23 protein-coding genes are annotated in these 24,665 nt (G+C 66.6%); 11 read left to right on the top strand and 12 right to left on the bottom strand.

Annotation, left to right across the window (positions count from 1 at the left end):
- Window positions 1-2 precede the first annotated feature (2 nt).
- The 4 genes from draG (at window position 3) to ABNQ38_RS19585 (ending at window position 3,004) form a co-directional block, all read left to right on the top strand.
- The gene (gene draG / locus ABNQ38_RS19600; RefSeq protein WP_377809824.1) at window positions 3-911 is read left to right on the top strand and encodes an ADP-ribosyl-[dinitrogen reductase] hydrolase; all 909 of its coding nucleotides are present in this window, start codon (window positions 3-5) and stop codon (window positions 909-911) included.
- A 2-nt stretch (window positions 912-913) separates the two neighbouring features.
- Window positions 914-1,333, top strand: coding sequence for an ArsC/Spx/MgsR family protein (locus ABNQ38_RS19595; protein ID WP_377809823.1), 420 nt, complete (start codon window positions 914-916; stop codon window positions 1,331-1,333).
- A gap of 130 nt (window positions 1,334-1,463) precedes the next feature.
- Window positions 1,464-2,234 carry a class II glutamine amidotransferase gene (locus tag ABNQ38_RS19590; protein WP_377809822.1) on the top strand — a complete coding sequence of 257 codons (771 nt, stop codon included), beginning with the start codon at window positions 1,464-1,466 and terminating at the stop codon, window positions 2,232-2,234.
- A 146-nt stretch (window positions 2,235-2,380) separates the two neighbouring features.
- Window positions 2,381-3,004, top strand: a complete 624-nt coding sequence (locus ABNQ38_RS19585) for an FMN-dependent NADH-azoreductase (protein WP_109050556.1) — start codon at window positions 2,381-2,383, stop codon at window positions 3,002-3,004.
- 52 nt (window positions 3,005-3,056) lie between these two features.
- Here ABNQ38_RS19585 and ABNQ38_RS19580 read toward each other — a convergent pair whose 3' ends face one another.
- The 9 genes from ABNQ38_RS19580 to ABNQ38_RS19540 form a co-directional block, all read right to left on the bottom strand.
- Window positions 3,057-4,565 carry an AMP nucleosidase gene (locus ABNQ38_RS19580; RefSeq protein WP_377809821.1) on the bottom strand — a complete coding sequence of 503 codons (1,509 nt, stop codon included), beginning with the start codon at window positions 4,563-4,565 and terminating at the stop codon, window positions 3,057-3,059.
- Between the two features lie 120 nt (window positions 4,566-4,685).
- On the bottom strand, window positions 4,686-6,020 hold the full coding sequence (gene ftsY, locus ABNQ38_RS19575; RefSeq protein ID WP_377809820.1) for a signal recognition particle-docking protein FtsY: 1,335 nt from the start codon (window positions 6,018-6,020) through the stop codon (window positions 4,686-4,688).
- A 22-nt stretch (window positions 6,021-6,042) separates the two neighbouring features.
- On the bottom strand, window positions 6,043-7,311 hold the full coding sequence (mtaB, locus tag ABNQ38_RS19570) for a tRNA (N(6)-L-threonylcarbamoyladenosine(37)-C(2))-methylthiotransferase MtaB (RefSeq protein ID WP_377809819.1): 1,269 nt from the start codon (window positions 7,309-7,311) through the stop codon (window positions 6,043-6,045).
- On the bottom strand, window positions 7,301-7,582 hold the full coding sequence (locus ABNQ38_RS19565) for a DUF2442 domain-containing protein (protein WP_377809818.1): 282 nt from the start codon (window positions 7,580-7,582) through the stop codon (window positions 7,301-7,303). Before ABNQ38_RS19565 ends, mtaB begins: the two co-directional genes overlap by 11 nt.
- A 4-nt stretch (window positions 7,583-7,586) precedes the next feature.
- Complete coding sequence (locus ABNQ38_RS19560; protein ID WP_174471694.1) at window positions 7,587-7,847, bottom strand: DUF4160 domain-containing protein; 261 nt, start codon at window positions 7,845-7,847, stop codon at window positions 7,587-7,589.
- A complete protein-coding gene (dapF, locus tag ABNQ38_RS19555; RefSeq protein WP_377809817.1) occupies window positions 7,840-8,691 on the bottom strand; it encodes a diaminopimelate epimerase in 852 nt (283 codons plus the stop codon). Before dapF ends, ABNQ38_RS19560 begins: the two co-directional genes overlap by 8 nt.
- Window positions 8,692-8,782: 91 nt before the next feature.
- Entirely contained in the window at window positions 8,783-9,211 is a 429-nt protein-coding gene (locus tag ABNQ38_RS19550; RefSeq protein ID WP_377809816.1) for a GtrA family protein, read from the bottom strand.
- Window positions 9,211-10,284 carry a glycosyltransferase family 2 protein gene (locus ABNQ38_RS19545; RefSeq protein ID WP_377809815.1) on the bottom strand — a complete coding sequence of 358 codons (1,074 nt, stop codon included), beginning with the start codon at window positions 10,282-10,284 and terminating at the stop codon, window positions 9,211-9,213. The genes ABNQ38_RS19550 and ABNQ38_RS19545 overlap by 1 nt, the downstream gene beginning before the upstream one ends.
- An 86-nt stretch (window positions 10,285-10,370) precedes the next feature.
- Window positions 10,371-12,011: a hypothetical protein gene (locus ABNQ38_RS19540; RefSeq protein ID WP_377809814.1), complete on the bottom strand. Its 1,641-nt coding sequence runs from the start codon at window positions 12,009-12,011 to the stop codon at window positions 10,371-10,373.
- A 368-nt stretch (window positions 12,012-12,379) separates the two neighbouring features.
- Here ABNQ38_RS19540 and leuD point away from each other — a divergent pair, with 368 nt between their 5' ends.
- Together leuD and leuB are read left to right on the top strand one after the other, a co-directional pair.
- Window positions 12,380-12,991 (top strand): 3-isopropylmalate dehydratase small subunit, encoded by a 612-nt coding sequence (gene leuD / locus ABNQ38_RS19535; RefSeq protein WP_174471689.1) that lies wholly within the window; start codon window positions 12,380-12,382, stop codon window positions 12,989-12,991.
- A 72-nt stretch (window positions 12,992-13,063) separates the two neighbouring features.
- Window positions 13,064-14,179 carry a 3-isopropylmalate dehydrogenase gene (gene leuB / locus ABNQ38_RS19530; RefSeq protein ID WP_377809813.1) on the top strand — a complete coding sequence of 372 codons (1,116 nt, stop codon included), beginning with the start codon at window positions 13,064-13,066 and terminating at the stop codon, window positions 14,177-14,179.
- Between the two features lie 105 nt (window positions 14,180-14,284).
- Here leuB and ABNQ38_RS19525 read toward each other — a convergent pair whose 3' ends face one another.
- On the bottom strand, window positions 14,285-14,575 hold the full coding sequence (locus tag ABNQ38_RS19525; protein WP_109050568.1) for a general stress protein: 291 nt from the start codon (window positions 14,573-14,575) through the stop codon (window positions 14,285-14,287).
- Window positions 14,576-15,101: 526 nt separating this feature from the next.
- Here ABNQ38_RS19525 and ABNQ38_RS19520 point away from each other — a divergent pair.
- Both ABNQ38_RS19520 and ABNQ38_RS19515 read left to right on the top strand, forming a co-directional pair.
- Window positions 15,102-15,497 (top strand): response regulator transcription factor, encoded by a 396-nt coding sequence (locus tag ABNQ38_RS19520; RefSeq protein WP_377809812.1) that lies wholly within the window; start codon window positions 15,102-15,104, stop codon window positions 15,495-15,497.
- 36 nt (window positions 15,498-15,533) lie between these two features.
- Window positions 15,534-16,955, top strand: coding sequence for a hypothetical protein (locus ABNQ38_RS19515; protein WP_377810101.1), 1,422 nt, complete (start codon window positions 15,534-15,536; stop codon window positions 16,953-16,955).
- Window positions 16,956-16,983: 28 nt separating this feature from the next.
- On the opposite strand, the gene ABNQ38_RS19510 is transcribed toward ABNQ38_RS19515, so the two are convergent.
- Window positions 16,984-17,853 carry an HpcH/HpaI aldolase/citrate lyase family protein gene (locus ABNQ38_RS19510; protein WP_377809811.1) on the bottom strand — a complete coding sequence of 290 codons (870 nt, stop codon included), beginning with the start codon at window positions 17,851-17,853 and terminating at the stop codon, window positions 16,984-16,986.
- Between the two features lie 219 nt (window positions 17,854-18,072).
- Here ABNQ38_RS19510 and pdxY point away from each other — a divergent pair, with 219 nt between their 5' ends.
- The gene (gene pdxY / locus ABNQ38_RS19505) at window positions 18,073-18,933 is read left to right on the top strand and encodes a pyridoxal kinase PdxY (protein WP_377809810.1); all 861 of its coding nucleotides are present in this window, start codon (window positions 18,073-18,075) and stop codon (window positions 18,931-18,933) included.
- 31 nt (window positions 18,934-18,964) lie between these two features.
- Here pdxY and ABNQ38_RS19500 read toward each other — a convergent pair whose 3' ends face one another.
- Window positions 18,965-21,139, bottom strand: a complete 2,175-nt coding sequence (locus tag ABNQ38_RS19500; protein WP_377809809.1) for an ATP-binding protein — start codon at window positions 21,137-21,139, stop codon at window positions 18,965-18,967.
- A gap of 256 nt (window positions 21,140-21,395) precedes the next feature.
- Between ABNQ38_RS19500 and zapE the strand changes: the two genes are divergently transcribed.
- A complete protein-coding gene (zapE, locus tag ABNQ38_RS19495; protein WP_377809808.1) occupies window positions 21,396-22,568 on the top strand; it encodes a cell division protein ZapE in 1,173 nt (390 codons plus the stop codon).
- A 351-nt stretch (window positions 22,569-22,919) separates the two neighbouring features.
- The gene (locus tag ABNQ38_RS19490) at window positions 22,920-24,623 is read left to right on the top strand and encodes a methyl-accepting chemotaxis protein (RefSeq protein WP_377809807.1); all 1,704 of its coding nucleotides are present in this window, start codon (window positions 22,920-22,922) and stop codon (window positions 24,621-24,623) included.
- Window positions 24,624-24,665: the final 42 nt, after the last annotated feature.

The raw sequence follows: 24,665 nt of genomic DNA, 5'->3' as shown, positions 1-24,665 counted from the left end.
GCATGACCGATCCGACGAGTCTGACGCCTGACATCCGCTCCAGGGCGCTCGGCGCCTATCTCGGCCTCGCCTGCGGCGATGCGCTGGGGGCGACGGTGGAGTTCCTGACCAAGGGCGAGATCGCCCACCAGTATGGCGTCCACAAGCACATCAAGGGCGGCGGCTGGCTGAAGCTGGCGGCTGGACAGGTGACCGACGACACCGAGATGTCGCTCCATCTCGGCCGCGCCATCCTGTCCGGGCCGGAGTGGGAGGCCCGCCGCGCCGCCGAGGAGTTCGCCATCTGGCTGAAATCGGTGCCGGTCGATGTCGGCGACACGACACGCCGCGGTATCCGCCGCTTCATCATGAACGGCACGCTGGAGGAGCCGGAGTCGGAATACCATGCCGGCAACGGGGCGGCGATGCGCAACCTGCCAGTGGCGCTGGCGACGCTGGGCGACGATGCCGCCTTCGAGCGCTGGTCGGTCGAGCAGTCGCACATCACCCACTGCAACCAGCTGTCCGATTCCGCGGTGATCGCGCTGGGCCGGATGGTGCGGCGGCTGGTGCTGGGCGGCGGCATCGTCGCCGCGCGGGAGGAGGCGAATGCCCTGATCGCCAGGCATCGCCAGTTCAAGTTCGAACCCTATCGCGGCCTGTCGACAGCCTTCATTGTCGATACGATGCAGACCGTCTTTCACTATTACTTCCAGACCGATTCGGTCGAATCCTGCGTGGTGGAGACGGTCAACCAGGGCGGCGATGCCGACACCACCGGCGCCATCGCCGGCATGCTGGCCGGGGCCACCTATGGCGTGGAGTCGATCCCGCCGCGCTGGCTGCGCAAGCTGGACCGCGAGGTCCATGATGAGATCTGTCAGCAAACCGACGCGCTGCTGGCCCGCGCGCCGCTGTTCGGAGGGAAATGACCATGGCCGACGTGATCTTCTTCGAAAAGCCCGGCTGCGGCGGCAATGCCCGGCAGAAGGCCCTGCTGGAGCAGGCCGGCCATCGTGTGCTCGCCCGCGACCTGCTGAGCGAGCCCTGGACGCCCCAGACGCTCCGCCCCTTCTTCGGCGACCGTCCAGTGGCCGACTGGTTCAACCGCGCCGCTCCCGCGGTAAAAAGCGGCGAGGTGGTGCCCGAGACACTGGACGAGGCCGCGGCGCTGGCCGCGATGGTCGAACGCCCGCTGCTGATCCGCCGTCCGCTGATGCAGGTCGGCGACCGCCGCGACTGCGGGTTCGAGACCGACCGGGTCGATGCCTGGATCGGGCTTGGCGAATTCAGGACGGAGGGGACGATGGACGGGTGCCTGCGGCCGGACATGCCGCCGTGCCCGAGGCCGTAAGGCTCAAGACCGCAAAACCCAAAACCCTGACTTGCACGTCGCCTCCGGCCATGTCCGCGCGTGACCTTGCGCACGGCCTGTCGTAGCTTGTCGCTCCCTAGGGCGACGACAAGCGGCAGACGAGGACATCATGTGCGAACTCCTGGGCATGAGCGCCAACGTGCCCACGGACATCTGCTTCAGCTTCGCCGGCCTGATGCGCCGCGGCGGGCAGACCGGGCCGCACCGCGACGGCTGGGGCATCGCCTTCTATGAAGGGAAGGGCTGCCGCACCTTCCACGATCCGGCCCCCAGTGCCGAGTCGGAGATTGCCCGGCTGGTCAGCCGATATTCGATCAAGTCCTGCACGGTGATCTCGCACATCCGCCGCGCCAACCGCGGCCGGGTGTCGCTGGAGAACACCCACCCCTTCACCCGCGAGCTGTGGGGGCGGATGTGGACCTTCGCCCACAACGGCCAGCTGAAGGGCATCAAGGATCGCATCCTGACCTTCTACGAGCCGGTCGGCAGCACCGACAGCGAGCATGCCTTCTGCTGGCTGCTCGACCAGATCCGCATGCAGTATCCGGAGCCGCCGAAGACGACCACCGGGCTGATGAAGCTGATCCGCCATCTGGCCGCCGATCTGGGCACGCTGGGCGTCTTCAACATGCTGCTCAGCGACGGGCGGTATCTGTGGTGCCACTGCGCCACCAACCTCGCCTGGCTGACCCGCAAGGCTCCCTTCGGTGCCGCGACCCTGCTCGATGCCGACATGAGCGTCGATTTTTCCCAGGAGACGACGCCCAACGACGTCGTCACCGTCATCGCCACCCGGCCGCTGACCAGGAACGAGGCCTGGACGGTAATGCAGCCGGGCCAGATGGCAGTCTTCCGCAGCGGGGCGCTGGTGACGCGCTGATCCGGTTGAAGTCGGTCGATTGTTGCTTCTCCGGAGACGATCTATCGCGCAGAACCCGGCTTAACCGCTGGAAAAGTTAGGGGCATCTTGGGCGTCAGAACCCGGCCGGAGAAGACGGCCGCAACAACCAAGAGGCTCCTTCCGTCATGACCACGATCCTGCATGTCGACTCCAGCCCGCTCGGCACCTTCTCCGTCACCCGCCAGCTGACCGCCTCCATCGTCGAGGCTCTGGTGAAGGCGGACCCGGCCGCCACCGTCGTCACCCGCGACGTCGCCGCCAACCCGCCGGCCCATCTCGACGGCGAACTGCTGCCGGTCCTCAAGCTCGGCGTTGTGGATGGGCTGAGCGAGCGTCAGCGCGAAGAGCTGGCCCTGACCAATGTCCTGCTCGACGAGTTCCTGGCCGCCGACGTCGTCGTGGTCGGCGCGCCGATGTACAACTTCTCCGTCCCGACCCAGCTGAAGGCCTGGATCGACCGCCTCGCCCAGGCCGGCCGCACCTTCCGCTACACCGAGAAGGGTCCCGAGGGTCTGGCCGGCGGCAAGCGCGTGATCGTGGCCTCGGGCCGTGGCGGCGTCTATTCGACCAACCCGGCGCTGGCCGGTCTGGACCATCAGGAGGCTTATCTGCGCTCGGTGTTCGGCTTCTTCGGCATCACCGACGTGACCTTCATCCGCGCCGAGGGCGTGAGCATGGGTCCGGAAGCCAAGGACAAGGCGCTGGCCGCCGCGACCAAGGAAATCGAGAGCCTGCTGGCCGCCGCCTGAAACCTGAGGCTAAGACTAAGATAGGGGCGGGTCTCACACCCGCCCCCATTCGTTACTGGAACGCCACTTCCGCCAAGCTGCGCAGCTTGCGGGAGTGCAGCGTTTCCATCCCATGCTCGCGCAGCAGTTCCATCGCCAGCACGCCGATCTTCAGATGCTGGTCGACCCGCTCGCGATAGAAGCGGTCGGCCATGCCCGGCAGCTTCAACTGCCCATGCATCGGCTTGTCCGACACGCACAGCAACGTCCCGTACGGCACGCGGAAGCGGAAGCCGTTGGCGGCGATCGTCGCGCTTTCCATGTCCAGCGCGATGGCGCGGCTCTGGCTGAACCGCATCAGCGGCTCGCGGTGGTCGCGCAGTTCCCAGTTCCGGTTGTCGATGGTCGCCACCGTGCCGGTGCGCATGATGCTCTTCAGGTCGAAGCCCGACAGCCCGGTCACCCGCTCCACCGACGTTTCCAGTGCGCGTTGAACCTCCGCCAGGGCCGGCACCGGCACCCATAAGGGCAGGTCGGCGTCCAGCACATGGTCCTCGCGGACATAGCCGTGCGCCAGCACGTAATCGCCCAGCCGCTGGGTGTGCCGCAGCCCGGCGCAGTGGCCCAGCATCAGCCAGGCATGCGGGCGCAGCACCGCGATGTGGTCGGTGATCGTCTTGGCGTTCGACGGACCGACGCCGATGTTCACCAGCGTGATGCCGTTGCCGTCCGGCCGTTTCAGGTGGTAGGCCGGCATCTGCGGCATGCGCATCAGCTTGGCCGCCGGGGCATCCACCGTGCCGCCCAGATTCTGGTTGGTGGTGACGATGTCGCCGGGCTCGACGAAGCTGTCATACTGCGCGCGGTAGGCTGCCAGATCGGCGTCGCCGGTCGGCTCCATGATCTCCCGCGACAGCCGGATGAACTCGTCGACATAGAACTGGTAGTTGGTGAACAGGACGAAGTTCTGGAAATGCTCCGGCGCGGTCGCCGTGTAATGGCGCAGCCGGTGCAGTGAGAAATCCACCCGGGGAGCGGTGAACAGAGCCAGCGGCTTCACCGCGTCCGGTCCGCCGTCGAAGGTGCCGTTGACGATGGTGTCGTCCATCCGCGCCAGATCGGGCAGGTCGAACAGGTCCGGCAGCTTGGTCAGCCGGTCGGGCGGCAGGTCGCCTTCCACATACATGCCGTTGGGAAAGGCAAAGTGGATCGGGATCGCCTCCTCGCTGACGCCGACCTCCAGCGGGACGCCGTGGTTGCGCAGCAGAAGCGTGAACTGCTCCAGCAGATAGCGTTCGAACAGGTCGGGCCGCGTCACCGTAGTGGAATGGACGCCGACCCCCTCGACGAAGCCGTAGGACAGCCGGGTATCGACACCGGCCCCCGACACGGCGGTCAGCCGCACATAGGGGTAGTAGGCCCGGTTCCGCCCGCCTTCCTCATCGCCCTGTGTATAGGCGGCGAAGCGGTCGCGCAGGTAGGCGGTGTTGCGCTCGTAAATGTCGCGCACGCAGGCCAGTGCTGCTTTGGCATCGGTGAAGCGCCCGGCCGAACCGGGCTGGAACGGGGCTTTATCAGTCATGTCGACAAAGATGGGGTACGAACGACCGGCTGGGAAGGCCGAATTTCGGCCAACCCCCGGTGCTTACCCATTCAGGCCGATCCAGGGCCAGTCAGGCCCCGTCGGAGAGGCCCCCGCCGGTCAGTCGGCGCTCAAGCCCATCAGCGACTTGGCGAAGGCATCGGCATCGAACGGCCGCAGGTCGTAGACGCCCTCGCCGACGCCGATGGCGTGGACGGGAATCTTGAACTTCTCGGCCAGCGAAACCAGGACGCCGCCACGGGCGGAGCCGTCCAGCTTGGTCAGGATCAGGCCGTTGACGTTGACCATGTCGCGGAAGATCTCGACCTGGCTGTGCGCGTTCTGGCCGGTGGTGGCGTCCAGCGTCAGCAGGGTGGTGTGCGGCGCCGTCTCGTCCAGCTTCTTGATGACGCGGACGATCTTGCGCAGCTCTTCCATCAGGCCGGTCTTGTTCTGCAGCCGGCCGGCGGTGTCGACCAGCAGCACGTCGACGCCTTCGGCCTTCGCCCGCTCCAGCGCGTCATAGGCAAGTCCGGCGGCATCCGCCCCGGTGTCGCGGGCGACAACCGGGCAGCCGGTGCGCTCGCCCCAGATCTTCAGCTGGCTGACCGCGGCGGCGCGGAAGGTGTCGCCGGCGGCCAGCATCACGCTTTTGCCTTCCGCCTTGAACTGCCGGGCCAGCTTGCCGATGGTCGTGGTCTTGCCGGTGCCGTTGACGCCGACGACCAGGATGACATGCGGTTTCAGCGCCGGGTCCAGCACCAGCGGCTTGGCGACGGGGGTGACGATCTTCGACACCTCGGCCGCCAGGGTGGTCTTGACCTCCTCCGGCGAGACCTCCTTGCCGAAGCGGGTGCGCGCCAGCTCCGCCGTCACCTTCGCCGCGGTGGCCGGGCCGAGGTCGGCGGTGATCAGCAGCTCCTCCAGCTCCTCCAGCGCCTCGTCGTCGAGCTTGCGCTTGGTGAAGATGCTGGTGATGCCGTCGGTCAGCTTGGACGAGGACTTGGACAGCCCTTCCTTCAGCTTGGCGAACCAGCCCTTCCTGGTCGGCGGCGCTTCCTCGGCGACCGCAGGCTCAGCCATGGCAACAGGAGTCGGGGCCGGCGGTAGTTCCGGAACGGGCTCCGGCTCCGGCACCGGGGCAGGGGTGACCGGTGCGGGCGGTTCGACCGGCGCGGCGGGCGCCGTGACCGGCGGCGGGGTCACCCGAATCGGTTCGACCGGTGCCGGCTGCATGGGGCGAGGTTCGGCGGCCGGCGGGGCTGGCGCCAGTTCCGGCAACGGTTCGGCTTCCGGCTTGGGCGCAGGTGCGGCGGCAGGCGGCTCCGGCGCCTTTTCCGGCTCCGGTTCCGGCGCGGTGGTGGAAGACTCCAGGGTGACCGATTCGTCCTTTGCCGCCTCGTCCTTGGGCGCGGTCTCTTCGGGCTTCTTGCGGCCGAACCAGCGGAAAATCATGGAGTGTCCACTATAAGAGGGGTCAGAGCGGGGTGCCCGTCAGCACGCCGTCCTTGATGCCGGTGATGGCGGCGGGCACCAGCGAGCCGGGCGGGAAGGTCCGGCCCAGGCGGATCGCGGCGAAATGCTCGGTGCGGCCCAGATCGTCCTTCTCCACCAGCACCGTGGCGGTGCGTCCGACCAGTCCTGCCAGGGTACGAGCCTCCGCCGCTTCGCCGACGGCGCGCAGACGGGCGGCGCGTTCCTTGCGGACGGCGCCGTCGACCTGCGGCATGCGGGCGGCCGGCGTGCCGGGGCGCGGGCTGTAGGGGAAGACATGCAGCCAGGTCAGGCCGCACTCCTCCACCAGCCGCATGGTGTTCTCGAACATCTCCTCGGTCTCCGTCGGGAAACCGGCGATGAAGTCGGCACCGAAAACCACGTCGGGGCGGACCGAACGGACCCGCTCGCAGAAGGCGATGGAATCGGCGCGGCCATGGCGGCGCTTCATCCGCTTCAGCACCATGTCGTCACCGGCCTGGAGCGACAGGTGCAGGTGCGGCATCAGGCGCGGCTCATTCTCGATCAGGCGCCAGAGATCGTCGTCCATCTCGATGCAGTCGATGGAGGACAGGCGCAGCCGCGACAGTTCCGGCACCAGCGCCAGCAGCCGGCGCACCATCTGCCCCAGCGACGGCGAGCCCGGCAGGTCCGGGCCGTAGCTGGTGATGTCGACGCCGGACAGCACCACCTCGTTGTAGCCGGCCTTCACCAGAGCCTGGACCTGCTCGACGATGCCGCCGATGGGAACCGAGCGCGACGGACCGCGGCCATAGGGGATGATGCAGAAGGTGCAGCGGTGGTCGCAGCCCTGCTGGACCTGGACGAAGGCGCGGGCGCGGTCCTCGAACCCGCCGATCAGGTGACCGGCGGTCTCCTTGACCGACATGATGTCGTTGACCAGCACCTTCTCGGCCGGTGGCAGGCCCCAGCTTTCCGGCTGGAGCTTTTCCTGGTTGCCCAGCACCTGATCGACCTCCGGCATCGCCGCGAAGCGCTGCGGGTCGATCTGCGCGGCGCAGCCGGTGACGACGATGCGGGCGTCCGGCCGCTCGCGGCGCAGCTTGCGGATGGTCTGCCGCGCCTGCCGTTCGGCTTCCGACGTCACGGCGCAGGTGTTGACGATCACCACGTCGTCCAGCCCGGCGCTGCGCACATGGTTGCGCATCACCTCGGACTCGTAGGTGTTCAGGCGGCAGCCGAAGGTGACGATCTCGGGGCCATCGGTCTTCAGGACGACATCATCGGGCATGCTGAGCCCCTCCTATACCGGGCAGCGGCGCACCGGTAACCGACGAATAAAGAACGGCGGGATCGAGATCGGCCCCGTTTGGCCAGACCACAGTTCCAAGCTCCGGGTCGACGCGAACTGCAGCGAAGGTCTCAGGGTCGCGCAGCACGGCAAACACTCCGGTGAAAGGAACCAGGGCGGACACATCGACACTACCCTCCGCACCATCCTCGAATCGGAGGTGCAGGCGGTAGCCGTCGAGCGGCTTGGCGGCGACAATATCCTTCAGCATCGGTTCATTCCAGAGGAGCAATCTGAGTCAGAGGCGCATGCAAGCGTGCCAGTTCCCAGTCGTTCTTCAACTCTTCCCTATGTAGGGCAGCCCACTCCATGACAAGCCCCAAAGCTCTCGGGGAAAGTTCGCCTTCCATGATCCCAAGCGTTGTGATGTCGATCGCGGCTTTCTGGTTGCCATACCGGACATGGAAATGCGGAGGCGCGTGATCGTTGTAATACATGGCTATGATGATGCCGAAAAATCGGCAGATTTCAGGCATCGACCTGTCCGCCAGAAACCAGTTCCGCCGACAGCCGGCCGCTGAAGGTGAGCGCCACCGGGCCGGTCATCAGGACGCGGTCGTCCTCGGTCCATTCGATGGTCAGGGTGCCGCCGTCCAGGATGATGTCGGCCTTGCGGTCGGTCAGTCCACGGCGCACCGCGGCGACCAGCGTGGCGCAGGAGCCCGACCCGCAGGCCTGGGTGATGCCGGCGCCACGCTCCCACACCCGCATGCGGATGGCGGTGGGCGACAGTACCTGGGCGAATTCGATGTTGGCGCGCTCGGGGAAGGCCGGGTGGTTCTCGAAAACCGGGCCGACCTCGTCCAGCGGCACCGCTTCAGCATCGTCTACGAAGAAGACGGCGTGCGGGTTGCCCATGTTCACCGCGACCGGGGCGGCGAAACCGCCATGCTCCACCGTCTCCACCCGCAGCGTGTCGGTGGGGGCGGCCAGCGGAATGGCGCTCCAGTCCAGCCGGGGCGCGCCCATGTCGACGGTGATGCGGCCATTGTCGGCGCGGCTTGCATGCAGCAGACCCGCGGCGGTCTGGAAGCTGGCACGGTCGCGCCCGCTCTCTTCCATCAGCAACCAGCCGACGCAGCGCGACGCGTTGCCGCAGGCGGCGGCCTCGCTGCCGTCGGCGTTGCGGATGCGCATGAAGGCGTCGGCGCCCGGCGCGTCGGTCTTCTCCAGTACGATGAACTGGTCGCATCCGACGCCCATCCGGCGGTCGGCGATGGCGCGCACCTCCGCGCCCGAGGGGCGGTAGGATTCGGAACGGGCGTCGATCACGACGAAGTCGTTGCCGAGGCCGTGCATCTTCAGGAATTCGCGGGTCATGGCCGCCGTTATATGGCGAGCTGCGGGGATAAGTCCATAAGGCGCCGCGCAAGGCAGAATCGCGGGCGCCGTCAAAGGGCGCGGCCCTTTGCTACGCCCCCTTGAACACCAGATGCTTCGATGCCGCGAAGTTGAAGAACATGCCGGCGATGGAGCCGGCGGCCACCGCCAGGAACGGGTGATCGGCGACCATCTGCACGCTCGATTCCAGCCCGACCGACACGCCGTAATTCACCACGCCGCCGATGGCGTTGGCGGCGATGAACTTGGCCCACTGGCGGTGCAGCGGTTCGTCCGCAGCGCCGCGGAAGGTGAAGGCACGGTTCAGCGCCCAGGTCGCAGTCGCCGCTGCGAAGAAGGACGGGACGCGGGCGGCGAAGAACTGGAGGCCCAGCGCCAGGCCGGCGTAGAGCACGACCGTGTCCACCACCAGCCCGACGATGCCGACCGCGCCGAACTTGGCGAACTGCACCCCCAGCCGCCCAAGCCGGCTGTCCAGAAATCCCGCGACCGATGCCATCACCGGCGCCCGTCCTCGCAGGTGCCGGCCCCGCGCTCCGCCGCCAGCGGTCGGTGGTGGCCCGGTGCGCGCAGCGACAGGTAGCTCATGCGCTTGGCCTCGCGGCGGCCATGGGTGACGGTGTCGAGGATCAGGCCGCAGGTCAGGCTGAGGAAGGCCAGCAGCATCAGCCCGGTGGCGAGCAGGGCGGTGGGGAAGCGCGGAACCAGCCCGGTTTGGAAATATGTCGCGATCACCGGCACGCCCAGGATCACCGACAGCAGCGCCAGCAGCCCGAAGGCGGCGGAGAAGAAGGGCAGCGGCCGCTCTTCCTTCACCAGGATGATGATGGTGCGCAGGATGCGGATGCCGTCGCGGATGGTGTTCAGCTTGCTGTGCGACCCGGGCGGACGGTCCTTGTAGGGGGTCTTCACCTCGGCAATCGGCATGCGCAGCTCCAGCGCATGGACCGTCAGCTCCGTTTCGGTCTCGAAACCGCTGGCCAGCGCCGGGAAGGACTTCACGAAGCGGCGGGAGAAGACGCGGTAGCCGGACAGCATGTCGCCGATGCGGCTGCCGAAGATCTTGGCGACCATGCCGGTCAGCACGAGGTTGCCGAAGCGGTGGCCGGGGCGGTAGGCGGCGACGATCTCCGTCACCCGCGCGCCGTTGACCATGTCCAGCTGCTCGTCCCACAGGCGACTGACCAGTTCCGGCGCGCTGGCGGCGTGATAGGTGTCGTCGCCGTCGACCAGCACATACACGTCCGCCTCGATGTCGGCGAACATGCGGCGCATGACGTTGCCCTTGCCCTGCAACGGCTCGCTCCGGACCACGGCGCCCGCGGCACGCGCGACCTCCACCGTCCTGTCCTTCGAATTGTTGTCGTAGACATAGACGATGGCGTCGGGCAGGGCCGCGCGGAAGTCCTGCACCACCTTGCCGATCGCCGCCTCCTCGTTATAGCAGGGGATCAGCACCGCGATGGTGGGGGCCGGGCCGACCGCCGCGGCCGCCGAAGGCGTTCCGGAAGCGCCGGCATCCGGGGTGAAGGCGGGGCGGTCGGCAGGGCGGCCGAGGGTCGATACGGTCATGGCGCTGGCTTCTGGCTGGAGACGGGACAGATCGGGCTGTCGGCAGATCGGACTGTCTGCGGCGATAAACAGCACAAACGCCGCGATTATTCCACTGTCTCCCTTTTGCCGCCCTCGCGGTCAACGGCGCATAGGTTCAGGGCCTCACCCAGATTGTTGGGGATCGGCCGGCAGCGCTGCGGGTCGAGCCGCAGGCCGAGCAGCTCCGCGGCCTTCGCCGCGCCGGGCGTGTCGGGGATCGTGCTCAGCATCAGGAAGGGGCCGCGGTGGGAGGCCACCTTGTCCTTCAGGATGGCGAGATAGCCGTTGCCGACGGAATCCGGCTGCAGGAAGTTCGACTGGATGCGCACGAAGGTGACCCGCGCCGGGAAGGACGGGATGACGTGCGAGATGGCCCAGTAGCCGGCCATCAGCACCATGGTGTCGTCCGGATCCGCGATGGCCGGGACGTCCGCCTCGACCCAGCGGTCATCGGTGCCCGTTGGCCAGGCGACGCGCCCCCAGTCGGCCGGCTGCACCGTCAGCTGCACCACGGCCAGCAGCGCCACCGCCAGCCCGATGCGCAGCCGGCGGGCCAGCGGCAGCAGCCCGACCGCCATCACCAGCGCCAGCGGCGCCAGCATCTCCAGCGGCACCAGATAGCGGTAGATGCAGAACATCGCCACCCACAGCGCGTAGGTGACGGTCATCGCCGTCAGCAGGAGCCGCGTCGCCGGCACGGCGGTCAGCCACTCGTTCCGCTTTCCCAACATTCCCGTGGCGACCGCGCAGACGACTCCGACCGGGACCAGAACGAACAGCGCCAGCACCCGCAGGTCGAAGAACGGCACCTCGCCCACCGTCAGGGGGGAGAAGGTGAAGACGAAGGGGAAGAACAGCCGCTGCCACAGGCCGGGCGGGAAGAAGCTGACATTGACGTAGTCGGACAGCGCGGCGAAGGGCGACTTGAAGATGTGGTTCATGTGCGGGAAGACCGGGTTCCCGTAATCGTGCCAGAGATGCGCCATCCAGACGCCGCCGCCCAGCCCCAGCCCAACCAGCACGCCGATGCCGAAGAAGAAGGCCAGCCACAGGCGGCGCCACGGCCGGGCCGGCAATGCCAGGAATCCCAGGCACAGCCCGACCGCATAGATCACCGTCGGGTTCTTCAGCCCCATCGCCGCCCCGGCCAGCAGCCCGGCCGCCGCGACCCGCGCGAAGCTGGGCAGCGGCCGGCCGTCGAGGATGCCGGGAAGGCTGCCGGCAATGACCGCCGCAGCGCCCAGCACGCCCAGGCTGACCACATTGTCCTGGAAGGTGGTGCCGATCAGACCCAGCGTTCCGCCGCCCAGCCCGCCTGCGACTGCCAACGCCATGGCGGTCAGCGTCCGTTTCAGGGCCGGAACGTTCCGGAGAGAAAATGATGCCAGCAGATACAGCAGCGACAGGTTGATGCCCTGAAGCGTCCCCCACACGAATCCGGCCGCCCGCGCCGGCAGATGGGTCGCCAGCCAATAGAAGGGCACGTCCAGGAAGGGGCTATAGAAGGTCGGCATCTGGGCGGCCAGCAGATCGCGCCCGATCCGCCCGGTCAGCATCGCGTAGCCGTTGTACCAGTGGTAATTCCGCAGGTCCCAGTTCGCATCCATCCCGAAGGCCAGCGTCAGCAGCCCATAGGCCGGCGGCGCCAGCAGCAGGAAGGCGATGCCGATCAGGCGGGCGCTGCGGTCGTCGTCATGTGTCGGCATCGGATCGGGTGGGCCTTCGTTGGTTCGGGTGGGCCGTACGGGTGGGCATGTCGGCTTGCTGGGCGACTTGGTAGGCGGGCGAGGCGTCCGCCGCAAGGGGTGGTCGCCCATCCGCCGCCCGATGAACAACGGGGGCCTCGGCGCTATTCCCGCCCCGCGATCCCCAGCGATCGCAATCGGGCCTGACCGCGACGATCTGCAACCCTGCGCGCAACAATGATGCGTGCCGGTGCATTCGCGCATGCCTGTTCGCTCGTTGCGTGCCGGGAAAAGGGCAAGCTTCCTCTGGCAATGGCTTGTTCGGTCTGCTATTCACCACGCTCTGCATGCGCACGCTTGCGCTTTCTTGCGCGACAGGATTTCTGGCGATGGAAAAGTTCACGGTTCTCACCGGCGTTGCGGCGCCGCTGCCGATGATCAACGTCGACACCGACATGATCATCCCGAAGCAGTTCCTGAAGACCATCAAGCGGACGGGGCTTGGCAAGCATCTGTTCGACGAGATGCGTTACACCCCGGACGGGCAGGAGATCCCGGACTTCGTCCTGAACAAGCCGGCCTACCGCAAGTCCAGCATCATGGTGGCGGGCGACAATTTCGGCTGCGGCTCGTCGCGCGAGCATGCGCCGTGGGCGCTGGCCGATTTCGGCATCCGCTGCATCATCGCCCCCAGCTTCGCCGACATCTTCTACAACAACTGTTTCAAGAACGGCATCCTGCCGATCAAGTTGCCGAAGGAGCAGGTCGACCTGCTGCTCGACGACGCGTCGCGCGGGTCGAACGCCGTCATCACGGTCGACCTTGAGAAGCAGACCATCACCGGCCCGGATGGCGGCACCATCTCCTTCGAGCTGGACCCCTTCCGCAAGCATTGCCTGCTGAACGGCCTGGACGACATCGGCCTGACCCTGCAGCAGTCGGCCCATATCGACGGGTACGAGGGCAAGCAGCGCGCGGGCCAGCCGTGGATGTGGGGCTGAGCGCCTCCATCCTCCCCCGATCCTCTTCAACTTCTGTCTTCTTGACGTCTGACATTTGGGAGTGCGCCCGCCATGGCCGCCAATAAGAAGCTTCTGTTCCTCCCCGGCGACGGTATCGGCCCGGAGGTGATGCGCCAGGTTCGCCGGGTCGTCGACTGGATGGACCGCAAGCGCAAGATCACCTTCGACGTGTCCGAAGGGCTGGTCGGCGGCGCGGCCATCGACGCCCATGGCGTTCCGCTGTCCGACGCCACCCTGGCCGAGGCGCTGGCGGTGGACGCGGTGATGCTGGGCGCCGTCGGCGGTCCGAAGTGGGACAACCCGACCGACTACACCAAGCGTCCGGAAGCCGGCCTGCTGACCCTGCGCAAGGAACTGGGCCTGTTCGCCAACCTGCGCCCGGCTGTGGTGTTCGACGCGCTGGTCGATGCCTCGACCCTGAAGGCCGACGTCATCCGCGGGCTGGACATCCTGATCGTGCGCGAGCTGACCGGCGGCGTCTATTTCGGTGAGCCGCGCGGCATCACCGAGATCGGCGACGGCGAGCGCCGCGGCGTCAACACCCAGGTCTACACCACGTCGGAAATCCGCCGCGTCGCCCGCGTCGCGTTCGAGCTGGCCCGCAAGCGCGGCAACAAGCTCTGCTCGATGGAAAAGGCGAACGTCATGGAGTCCGGCCTGCTGTGGCGGCAGGAAGTGACCCGGCTGCACCAGGAAGAGTTCCAGGGCGTCGAGCTGAGCCACATGTACGCCGACAACGGCGCCATGCAGCTGCTGAAGAACCCGAAGCAGTTCGACGTGATCGTCACCGACAACCTGTTCGGCGACATCCTGTCGGACGAGGCGGCGATGATGACCGGCTCGCTCGGCATGCTGCCGTCGGCCTCGCTGGGTGCCCCGGATGCCGAGGGTAACCGCAAGGCGCTCTACGAGCCGGTGCACGGGTCCGCCCCGGACATCGCCGGCCGCGATCTGGCCAACCCGTGTGCCACGCTGCTGTCCTTCGCGATGTGCCTGCGCTACTCGTTCAACCTGGACGAGGATGCCAAGCTGATCGAGCGAGCCATCCAGAACGTGCTGGGCGGCGGCATGCGCACGTCCGACATCATGGCTCCGGGCATGGCGCGCTGCTCCACCACCGTGATGGGCGACTCGATCCTGCGCGAGCTGGACAAGCTGGCCTCCTGACCGGTCACCCGGCAGCACTGTTGATTGCGCTGAAAGAAAAGGTCCCCGTCCGCAAGGACGGGGGCCTTTTCATCTGCACGATACCCAACTCTTCACTCTCCCCGGTCAATCGCCTCCGGCCGGCCGGTCGGCCGTGCGGCCGCCATGGCTTGCCTGCCCGCCCTTGCGGCCGGCTTCGGCCGCCAGGGACGGGTTCTTGGAGAAGCTGCGCGAGGATGCGGGCACGCTGCGCCCGCCCTTGCGTCCCGCCTCTGCCGCGAGTTCCGGATTCTTTGAAAAGCTGCGTTTGTCAGCCGGTACGCTTTCACCGCCTTTGCTGGCGATCTGGCGTTGCCGATCCGGGTCCATCGACGCGAAGCCGCGGCCCGACGTACGATTGCTCTCTTTCGAGGCCATAACCAACCTCCGACTGTGCCTTGCTGAATCGACAACCAATCGGCCGGAGGGTGGTTCCCACTTCGACTTATAAAAACTGTCCTTATGGCCTGTGGAGTGAGGCGCCGGTTTGCCGGAGCCTGCTTTTCGATCTACGGAAAGATTGTGCTGAGCTATTTTTTTTCACGTATGGGAGGCAGTTCAAGGAATTTATCGCGCCTGAGGTGATGTGGAGTGAATTAATGCGGGCACAGGTGATGCGGACGCCAAGAAACAGTGGGAGAAATTATTTCTTGGTCTTGAAAAGATAACTTTGAATTATAGAAGCAACTCTGTGGCATTGAATTGCTCTTTATCGTAGATGACGCGTATGTTTGGTGGAAAAATTCCAATATCTTATACCACAATTATTCGGAATATCTAAAAGTCCAAAGTATTTTTTGGATTATCGATGGTTATATTAAGAAAGTGGCAATGCATGTCGGAGCCTGATTGCGGATACGACGGATTTCATGCCGGGCCGGCTCCATGTGGACAGGAGGGGAAAATGCCAACCGTGCTTGTGGTTGACGATGATCTCACTCTGCGTTTGACGCTGCGTCGCCTCCTTGAAAAAGCCGGGGTGGAGGTTGTCGAAGCCGAGGATGGCCAGGAGGCCATGCGCCTGTTCCGGGCAAATCGGCCGGATCTGGTGATCTGCGATCTGGTGATGCCGTTTGCCGATGGTCTCCAGACCATCATGCGCATGCGGCGGTTGGCGCCTGCGGTCAAGATCATCGCCATTTCCAATGGCGGACGCAGCAAGGCAATGGACCTGCTGGCGGTCGCCCGGCAAATGGGCGCCGATCATGCGTTGGCGAAGCCGATTGAACGCAGCCACATCGATCTTATCGTCGATTTCTGCGGCCGCGGATCCGGTGGTCCCGCGCCGCGCACCCCCTGACGCGCCGGGAGTGGCGGGAGGAGTTGCGGTATCGTGATGCTGACGATCTCCTCCATGGGGCGTCTGCTGCGCCGGTGGTTCAGCCAGACCGGAGCAGCCGGTTCTTCGCCGAACGCTGCCGGCCGCCCCAGCGGTGCCGGCAGACCGCCACCGGCATCGGCGCTGGAGAACGGAGAGGAGCTGCGCGCCTTGGAACAGCGGCTGTGGCGGCTGCTGATGCAACCGGCGATCGCCTCGACTGGCCGGGTTCACCTGCTCGATCTCGGCTTGATGCGGGATCGCCTGGGAACCGGCTGGCCTGCTCTGCGCCCGCGGGTTCTGGCTGCCGCGGATGCGATCATCGACCGTTGTCTCACCCGCAACGACATCCGCTTCAAAACAGAGAGCGACGATTTCATCCTGGTATTCGCGACGCTCGACCGGCACGCCGCTGACTTGGTCTGCGCAAGGATCGCACAGGAACTGTTGCAGCTTTTTCTCGGTGACGACCGGGCGGCCGACCTGCGGATCTCGACCGCCGTTGGTGTGGCGGACGGGCAAATTCAGTTCGAGCATGCTCTTGCCAAGGTTCTGCTGGCGCAAGCGCGGCCGGACTCTGCGGCCGTCCAGTCGGCCGACGGTTCTCCGATGATGTCCGGCCTAGGCATTCACGCTGACGACGGTGGCGGCAAGGTTCGGCCTGTCCTGCGTCAGTTGCAGCTCTCCCCCGAGGATGCTGGCCAGTTCGGCATTCGTTACCGGCCGGTCTGGGACATCGGCAAACTGGTCATCTCGACCTATATGGGCACGCCGGTACGCATCTTTCCCGACGGTTCCTTCCTGGAAGGGACGGCGGCGCTGAATTCATTGACGGATCCCATGGAAATCCTGCGGCTCGATGCGGACGCGCTGGTCGAATCCGTGGAAATCCTGAACGGGCTGTTCCGCAACAGGTCGCGGCTGATGATGTCGGTGCCTGTCTGCTTCGAGACGCTTGCGGCCCGCCGCACCCGGCTTCCCTTCCTGGAGATCTGCCAGTCGATTCCCGACTATCTGCGCCGCTTTCTCATCTTCGAGCTCCTGCGCTTCCCGCCTGGGGTGCCGACCGGGCGGCTCAACGAACTGTTGCATGAGGTCAGGCCCTATTGCCGTTGGACCTTCATGCGGATCGAGTTCAAGTTGCAGAGCTTTTCCGGATTTTCCGGCAACGGTCTGAGCGGGATCACCATGGCGATGCCGGCAGACCGCTCGGCCGAAGCCCGGTTGATGGAGGAGATGAACGGCATCGTCACCGCGGCGGAACGCGCCGGCCTGATGATCTGCGTCACCGGGCTGTCGACTGCCAGCATGGTGGTGGCGGCGCGGGCATCGGGGGTCAGGCTGGTCGCCGGAAACCGCATCGGCCCGCCGCAAGACCGGCCGCGGTCGATGATCCGCTTCGACTGGCCCGACCTGTACCGCGATGGGGAGGAAGGGTGAAACTGTCGGTCAGACGGTTCGGCCCGCCTCAGAGCGCGTCGATCGCCTCGGCCAGCGTCACCAGCCGGCGGGCGTTCTCGACATGCAGGTTCTCCACCAGCTTGCCGTCGACCAGCACCACCCCCTTGCCGGCGGCTGCCGCCTCCGCATGGGCGGCGATGATGCGGTGGGCCTGGGCGATCTCATCGGCGTCGGGGGCGAAGGCGGCATTGCAGGCGGCAATCGTCTTGGGGTGGATCAGCGTCTTGCCGTCGAAGCCCAGCTCGCGCCCCTGCCGGCAGGAGGCGGCGAAGCCGTCGTCGTCGTTCAGGTCCAGATGCACGCCATCCAGCACCGCCAGCCCATAGGCCCGCGCCGCCAGCAGGCACAGCCCCAGGCTGGTGATCATCGGCAGCCGCTGCGCCGTGTGGGCGGCGTGCAGGTCCTTGGCGAGGTCCGAGGTGCCGAGCACAAGCCCGCCGACGGCGGGGGAGGCGCCGGCGATCTCCTTGGCGTTCAGGATGCCGAGCGGCGTCTCCATCATGCACCAGATGGTCTGTCCGGCCGGCGCCCCGGCTGCATGCAGCACCGCCTCGGCCTGCCGCACCGCGTCGGCACTCTCCACCTTCGGCAGCAGCACGGCATCGGCGCCGCTGGCCGCCGCCATGCGCAGATCGTCATAGCCCCAGGGCGTGTTCAGCCCGTTGACCCGAACGATCAGTTCCCGCCCGCCATAGCCGCCGGCGGCCAGCGCGCCGGCGATGGTGTCGCGCGCCGTCGCCTTGGCATCCGGGGCGACCGCATCTTCCAGATCCAGGATCAGCCCGTCCGCCGGCAGGCTGCGCCCCTTCTCCAGGGCGCGGGCGTTCGAGCCCGGCATGTAGAGCACGCTGCGGCGGGGGCGGACTGTGGTGGCCATGGCGGTATCCCGGAAATGCGGATGATGGAAGGGGCCAGCTTTAGCCGCGCGCCCTGATCCTGTCCATGAGTCGTGTCCATGGGGCGACACCCGTGTGCCACACGGCCGCAGCATCCGCGTTTGCCGGGATTGGCGCATGGCAGCCATGCCACGGTCCCCGCCCGTTGCCGCGGAGTCGGCGGCTTTACGCCCGGCGGAGCGTCGCTTACGCTTGCGTCCATGAAAAGCGTCCTCACCATCCAATCGCACGTCGCCTATGGCTATGTCGGCAACCGCGCCGCGGTGTTTCCGCTGCAGCGGCTGGGGATCGACGCCACGGCGGTGAACACCGTCCAGTTCTCCAACCACACCGGCTATGGCGCCTGGACCGGGCAGGTCTTCACGGCCGAGCATATCGCCGACATCGTCGACGGCATCGCCGCCCGCGGCGTGCTGCCGGCGCAGGATGCGGTGCTGTCCGGCTATATGGGCGCGGTCGAGCTGGGGCAGGTCATCGTCGAGACGGCGGCGCGGGTGAAGGCCGCCAATCCCAAGGCGATCTACTGCTGCGATCCGGTGATGGGCGACGTCGGCCGCGGCTTCTTCGTGCGGCCCGGCCTGCCGGAGTTCATCCGCGACCATGCGGTTCCCGCCGCCGACCTGATGACGCCGAACCAGTTCGAGCTGGAATATCTGACCGACCGCAAGGTAGCGACGCTGGACGACGCGCTGGCCGCCACCGCCGCGCTGCGCGCCCGCGGGCCGCGCCTTGTCCTGGTCACCAGCCTGACCCGCAGTGATGCCGATCCCGACAGCATCGAGATGCTGGTGGACAGCGCCGACGGCGCCTGGCTGGTGTCGACGCCGCGCCTGACCTTCGACCCGCCGCCCAACGGGTCGGGCGACGCGGTGGCGGCCCTGTTCCTTGCCCATTACCTGACCGCCTTCGACCCGGCCGATGCGCTGGAAAAGGCCGCGGCGGCGATCTTCGCCATCTTCGAGACGACGCAACGGGTGGGCACGCGCGAGCTTCAGCTGATCGCCGCGCAGGACGACTTCGTCAATCCGCCCCGGCGTTTCTCCGCAACGCGCCTGAGGTAAAACGGCCCGAGGCCGCCTGCGTAAAACCGCCTCAGGCCGCCGGAGCCGGGTCGTGGCTGCCGATGCGGCTGGGCTGTTGGATCACCCGTCCGGCCGGCAGCCGCACCGTCATGGTGGTGCCGGCGCCCGGCGTGCTGCGGCAGGTCAGCGTGCCGCCATGCAGGCCGACGAAATTCTTCGAGATCGACAGGCCCAGTCCGGTGCCCTCGTAGCGGCGGTTGGCGGCATTCTCCGCCTGACGGAAGGGCTGGAACAGGTCGGCCATGAAGTCGGGCGGGATGCCGATCCCGGTGTCGGCGACGGCCAGTGCGAAGCCGCGATCCGGTTCCATCCCGGCCGTTATGGTGATGCTGCCGCCGCCGGGCGTGAATTTCACCGCGTTGGACAGCAGGTTCAGGATCACCTGCTTGAAGGCACGGCGGTCGACCCAGAGAGTTGCGATGGCGGCCGTCACCTCGTTGCGGATGGCGACTCCGCTGGAGGCGGCGCGGTCGCGCACCATCATCAGGCATTGGCCGACCGCCTCATGCACCTCCACCGCCTCCTCGCACAGCTCGAACTGGCCGGCTTCCAGCTTCGACATGTCCAGCACGGTGTTGACGATGTCCAGCAAATGCCGGCCGCTGTCGTGGATGTCGGTGATGCAGGACTTCTGCCGCTCGTTGACGGTGCCGAAGAATTCGCTGTCCAGCACCTCGGCGAAGCCGATGATGGCGTTCAGCGGGGTGCGCAGCTCGTGGCTCATGTTGGCCAGGAATTCGCTCTTCGCCCGGTTCGCCAGTTCGGCCTGGGTCTTGGAGGCGATCAGCTCCGCCTCCTGCTGCTTGCGGCGCGTCATGTCGCGGATGACGCCGACATGGATGCGCGGTTCGTCCGGACGCACAGCACCGGTCCCGCCGCCCAGCCGCAGGTCGCTGACGGTGAAGCCGACCGGAAAGGCATGGCCGTCGTGGCGCAGCGCGGTCAGGTCGCGGTCGTTGGCGCCGCCGCGCCCGTCGGGGATCAGCGCCTCGATCGGCTGGCCGATCATCTCCCGCTCCGGCACGGCGAACATCATCTCGGCTGCGCGGTTGAAGGTGACGATGCGCCCGGCGGTGTCGAAGGTCACAACCGCATCCAGCATCGAATCGAGAATGCCGCGGATGCGGCGCGAGGCGCGGGCCAGCCGGGCCTGATCCTCGTCCCGCCGGGCATGCTGGCGGATGACGAAGGCGGTCAGCAAGGCGATGGCGATGGTCATCACCGTGCCGATGGAGGTCCAGGCCGCCGTGTCGCGCCGCCATTCGGCCAGCGCCGCCGCCACCGGCAGGGTCGCGACGATCACGAAGGGATAGCCCTGCACCCGCCGCACGCTGACCAGACTGTCGGTGCTGCCCCCAGGTCCGGGCGCCGCGTCGCGTATGGTGGCCTCGTCATGGGTGGCAAGCGCAGTCCACACCGCCGGCCAGTCGGTCAGCCGTCCCGGTCCGCCGTGATTTCCACCATGCCCCTGCGGCCGTTCCAGCAGGATGGTGCCATCCCCCAGCGCCAGGATCACGCTGCCCTTGCGGTCGATATCGCGCGATTCCAACGTCGCCGCCAGACGTGTCGGATCGACCATGGCGACCAGCACGCCGCGGAAGCCGCCGTCGGTATCCAGCCAGCGCCTGCTGAACGGGATGATCTGCGTGCCGGGCCGCACCCGGCTGGTGATGGCGGCTCTGACATGCAGATCCTGGCCGCCGTCACGCGGCCCGGTGAAATAGGCGCGGTCGGACAACGGAACCGTCGGCAGCGGCAGTTCGGCCGAATGATGGAGGGCGAGGCCGTCGCCGTCGACCACCACCAGATCGGCCAGTTCGGCAAAATTGTCGCGCCGCTGGCGCAAATGGTCGTGGATCGCCGTGCTGCCGCGGCGGGGGCCGTCGGGAAGCGTGTCGAGTGCGAAGGACAGGTCGCGCAGCAGCTGGTCCACCGCGAAAGCCGTCCGTAGCGTCTGCGATTCCAGCATGCGGGCAAGATCGCGGGTCGCCCGCTCCCCGGCATCCAGCGCCTCGCGCCGGCCCTGGAGGATGCCGTAGCCGATCAGCGTGTTCACCACCAGGATGAAGGCGAGGCCGGACGCGGTCATCAGGAAGCGCACCGATCCCAGCCGGCCACGCAACGCTCCCGCCAGACCGGCGGTGGAGCGGGGCGGCGGCGGGGAGGCGGACCCGGGAACGGGCATCGGCGTCGTGATTTCCTGTGGCGGTTGCGGCCGGACGGCCTGCCCTGATTGATCGCGCCGACATCTTAAAGAAAGTGTAACCAAACGGAAATACTGGGTTTTCCACTGCGCGCAGATGTCGCGCCGCTCATGGCGCGCAACTTGAGTGTGGGCGCGATCCTGCCATTCCTTGACGGTCCTCCCGTCGGCGGTTGCCGTAACTGGCGCCATCCGTTAGGTAAGGAGCCATCTTGGCAGCCGGATCGCGCATATCCCCATGACCGACGGACCGCTTTCGCTCTACCGCGCCCGCCGCGGCAGCGGCACTCTTCGCCCCGATCCCGACCAGGAACTGGCGGCGGAGAAGTTCCAAAGCCTGTATCAGGCGTTGAAGGGCTATCGGCCGCAGCCCGTCGGCGACGACAAGCCGGCAGGGGGAGGGTGGCTGGAGCGCTTTGGTCTGGGTCGCCGCCGCGCCGCGCCGCCGCCGCCGGACATCGCCTCCACCGCGCCGCAGGGGCTGTACATCTACGGCAGCGTCGGCCGCGGCAAGTCGATGCTGATGGACCTGTTCTACGAGACCGCCCCGGTCAACAAGAAGCGGCGCGTCCATTTCCACGAATTCATGCTGGAGATCCACCAGCGCATCCACGATCACCGTCAATCCGGCAAAGGCAAGGGCGACGGCCCGGACGAGGCGCTGCCCGAACTGGCCCGCGCGCTGGCCGACGAGGCGTGGCTGCTCTGCTTCGACGAGTTCCACGTCACCAACATCGTCGACGCGATGATTTTGGGCCGGTTGTTCACCAACCTGTTCGACCTTGGCGTGGTGGTGGTGGCGACCTCCAACTGGCCGCCGGACATGCTGTACAAGGATGGTCTCCAGCGCGAGCTGTTCCTGCCCTTCATCGCCCTGCTGAAGGAGAAGCTCGACATCCTGTCGCTGGACGGCCCGACCGACTACCGGCTGGACCGGCTGAAAGGCGTGCCGATCTACCATCACCCGCTGGGTCCGGCCTCGGACGCCGCCCTTGCGAAGGCCTTCTCCGACCTGACCGGCGGTGCGGCGGGCGAGCCTTGCAGCCTCACGGTTCAGGGACGGCGGGTGGACATCGCGCGTGCCGCCAAATGCGTGGCCCGGGTCGATTTCTGGGACCTGTGCGGCAAGCCGCTGGGGGCGGCCGACTATCTGGCGATCGCCACCCATTTCCACACGGTGCTGATCGACCATGTGCCCACGATGAAGGACGAGCTGCGCAACGAGGCCAAGCGCTTCATGACGCTGATCGACGCGCTGTACGAGCACAAGGTCAACGTCGTCATCGCCGCGGAGGGGCCGCCCGAGCGCCTCTACCCGGAAGGCACCCACGCTTTCGAGTTCGAGCGCACGGTCAGCCGCCTGATGGAGATGCAGAGCGAGGACTATCTGCAACGGCAGCATTTGACCTGATTGCGGCGCCGGATCAGTTCTCTCGGCCGGGTTTCGCCGCCTTGTCCGGGCTGTCCAGGGCTGGACAAGGCGGCGATATTTTCCTTGCTTGGGCAAATAAAAGAATGTCTCAGCAAGGATAATATAAAAATGCTCCTCCGATAAATTGATATAGGTAGAATTATCGTAAGCACGATAGGGGAGAGTAAGGTACGCCTCGGCGTTGTTAGGTTGTCTTTTGACAATGAACATTTCATTGTTATAACATTTATCTGGGAAACCCATTATTGATTGGTGTGGCCAAAGACTTACCGTAATTCCAAAGCGGGTATCTTGATCCTGCTTGGGATTGCGGCCTTTGGGGGGTGGTGGATGTTGGTATGGTTCAGCAACCAGAAGATGATCGTCAAGATTCTCGCGCCGGTAATTCTGCTGCTGATTTTCATGACGGCGATTGCGGTGACGGCGCTCCAGCGGCTGGAACTGGTTCAACGGGTCTCGGAGTATGCGCTGACCGTCGAGGCGGCGCGTCGTGCGACCATTCTCGACGTCGGCCGCCATCTCAATGCGGCGACCGTGGCTGAAAAGAACGCCATCATCGAAAAGAGCGTCGATGAAATGCGGCGCTTCTCCACCATGTTCAACGAAGCAATGGCGCTGGCCGACAAGGCCATCGCCGACCTCGCCCTCACCGCGGACAGCGACATCCGCCGTGAAACCGGCGTGAAGATCAAGGCGCTGGTCGATGCCTACCGGCAGAACGCTCTCAAGGTCATCGAGTTGACCCTGCAGGCCAAGGATGACGAGGCGTTCGCCCTCAGTTCCGGCGAAGGCGAAGGCGCGAAGGCGCGCCACGCGGCGTCGACCCTGATCGACGAGCGGGTCGAAGTGAACCGCAAGGGTGTCGAGAAGGCCGTACAGGAAGCCAGTGCCGCCGCGGAGCAGACCCGGACCGTCGTTCTGGTGCTGTCCATCGCCGGCATCCTGCTGGGGCTTGGGTTGTCCTTGGCCGTCGTGGTGCTGATGATCACCCGTCCGATGACGCGCATCATCGCGTCGATGACCCGCGTGTCGCAGGGCGAGCTGGACTTCGCCATCGATGGAACGGAGCGCCGCGACGAGGTCGGCACGCTGGCCCGCACCCTGGACGTCTTCAAGAGCAGCGCCCTCGAAGTGCGGCGCCTGACCGCCGAGCAGGAGGCCCAGAAGGCGCGCGCGGACGCGGAACGCAAGGCGGAGATGCGCCAACTTGCCGACCGGTTCGAAGGCAGCGTCAGCGCCATCGTCCAGAATGTGTCGTCGTCCGCCATCCAAATGCAGGGGGCTGCCGGAACCCTGTCCTCGACCGCGACCCAGTCGACCGCGCAGGCGACCGCCGTCGCGGCGGCGTCGGAGCAGTCAAGCGCCAACGTGCAGACGGTCGCCGCGGCGACCGAGGAACTGGCCGCCTCGATCCTGGAGATCGGGCGCCAGGTGTCGAACCAGAGCGCCATTTCGGCAACCGCGGTGCAGGAAGCCGACCGCACCAACGCCAGCATGCAGCTTCTGGTCGAAACCGCCAACCAGATCGGTGCCGTGGTCGATCTCATCAACTCCATCGCCGGACAGACCAACCTGCTGGCGCTGAATGCCACCATCGAGGCCGCCCGCGCCGGCGAGGCCGGCAAGGGCTTTGCCGTGGTCGCCAGCGAGGTGAAGGCTCTGGCCAGCCAGACGGCGAAGGCCACCGACGAAATCCAGACGAAGGTCAAGCAGATCCAGGGCGCCACCTCCGGTGCGCGGGAAGCGGTTGCCGGCATTGCCGGGATCATCGGCCGGATGAGCGAAATCTCGTCGGCCATCGCCGCTGCCATCGAAGAGCAGAATGCGGCGACCGCCGAGATTTCCAACAATGTCGCCCAGGCGGCGCGCGGCAGCGAGCAGGTGTCCACCAACATCGTCGGCGTGACCAGGGCAGCCACCGAAACCGGTGCCGCCGCCGATCAGGTTCTGAGCACCGCCAACGGACTGGCGAAGGAGGCGGATCGGCTGAAGGCGGAGGTCGGCAACTTCATCGCCATCGTCCGCGCCGCCTGACCGTACCCGCATCCGCACCCGCGTTCGTTGTCCTCAACCCTC

The sequence above is a fragment of the Azospirillum sp. A29 genome (genome assembly GCF_042604625.1).
Classification (GTDB): Bacteria; Pseudomonadota; Alphaproteobacteria; order Azospirillales; family Azospirillaceae; genus Azospirillum; species Azospirillum palustre.
This window is presented reverse-complemented; position numbering and strand designations above follow the sequence as displayed.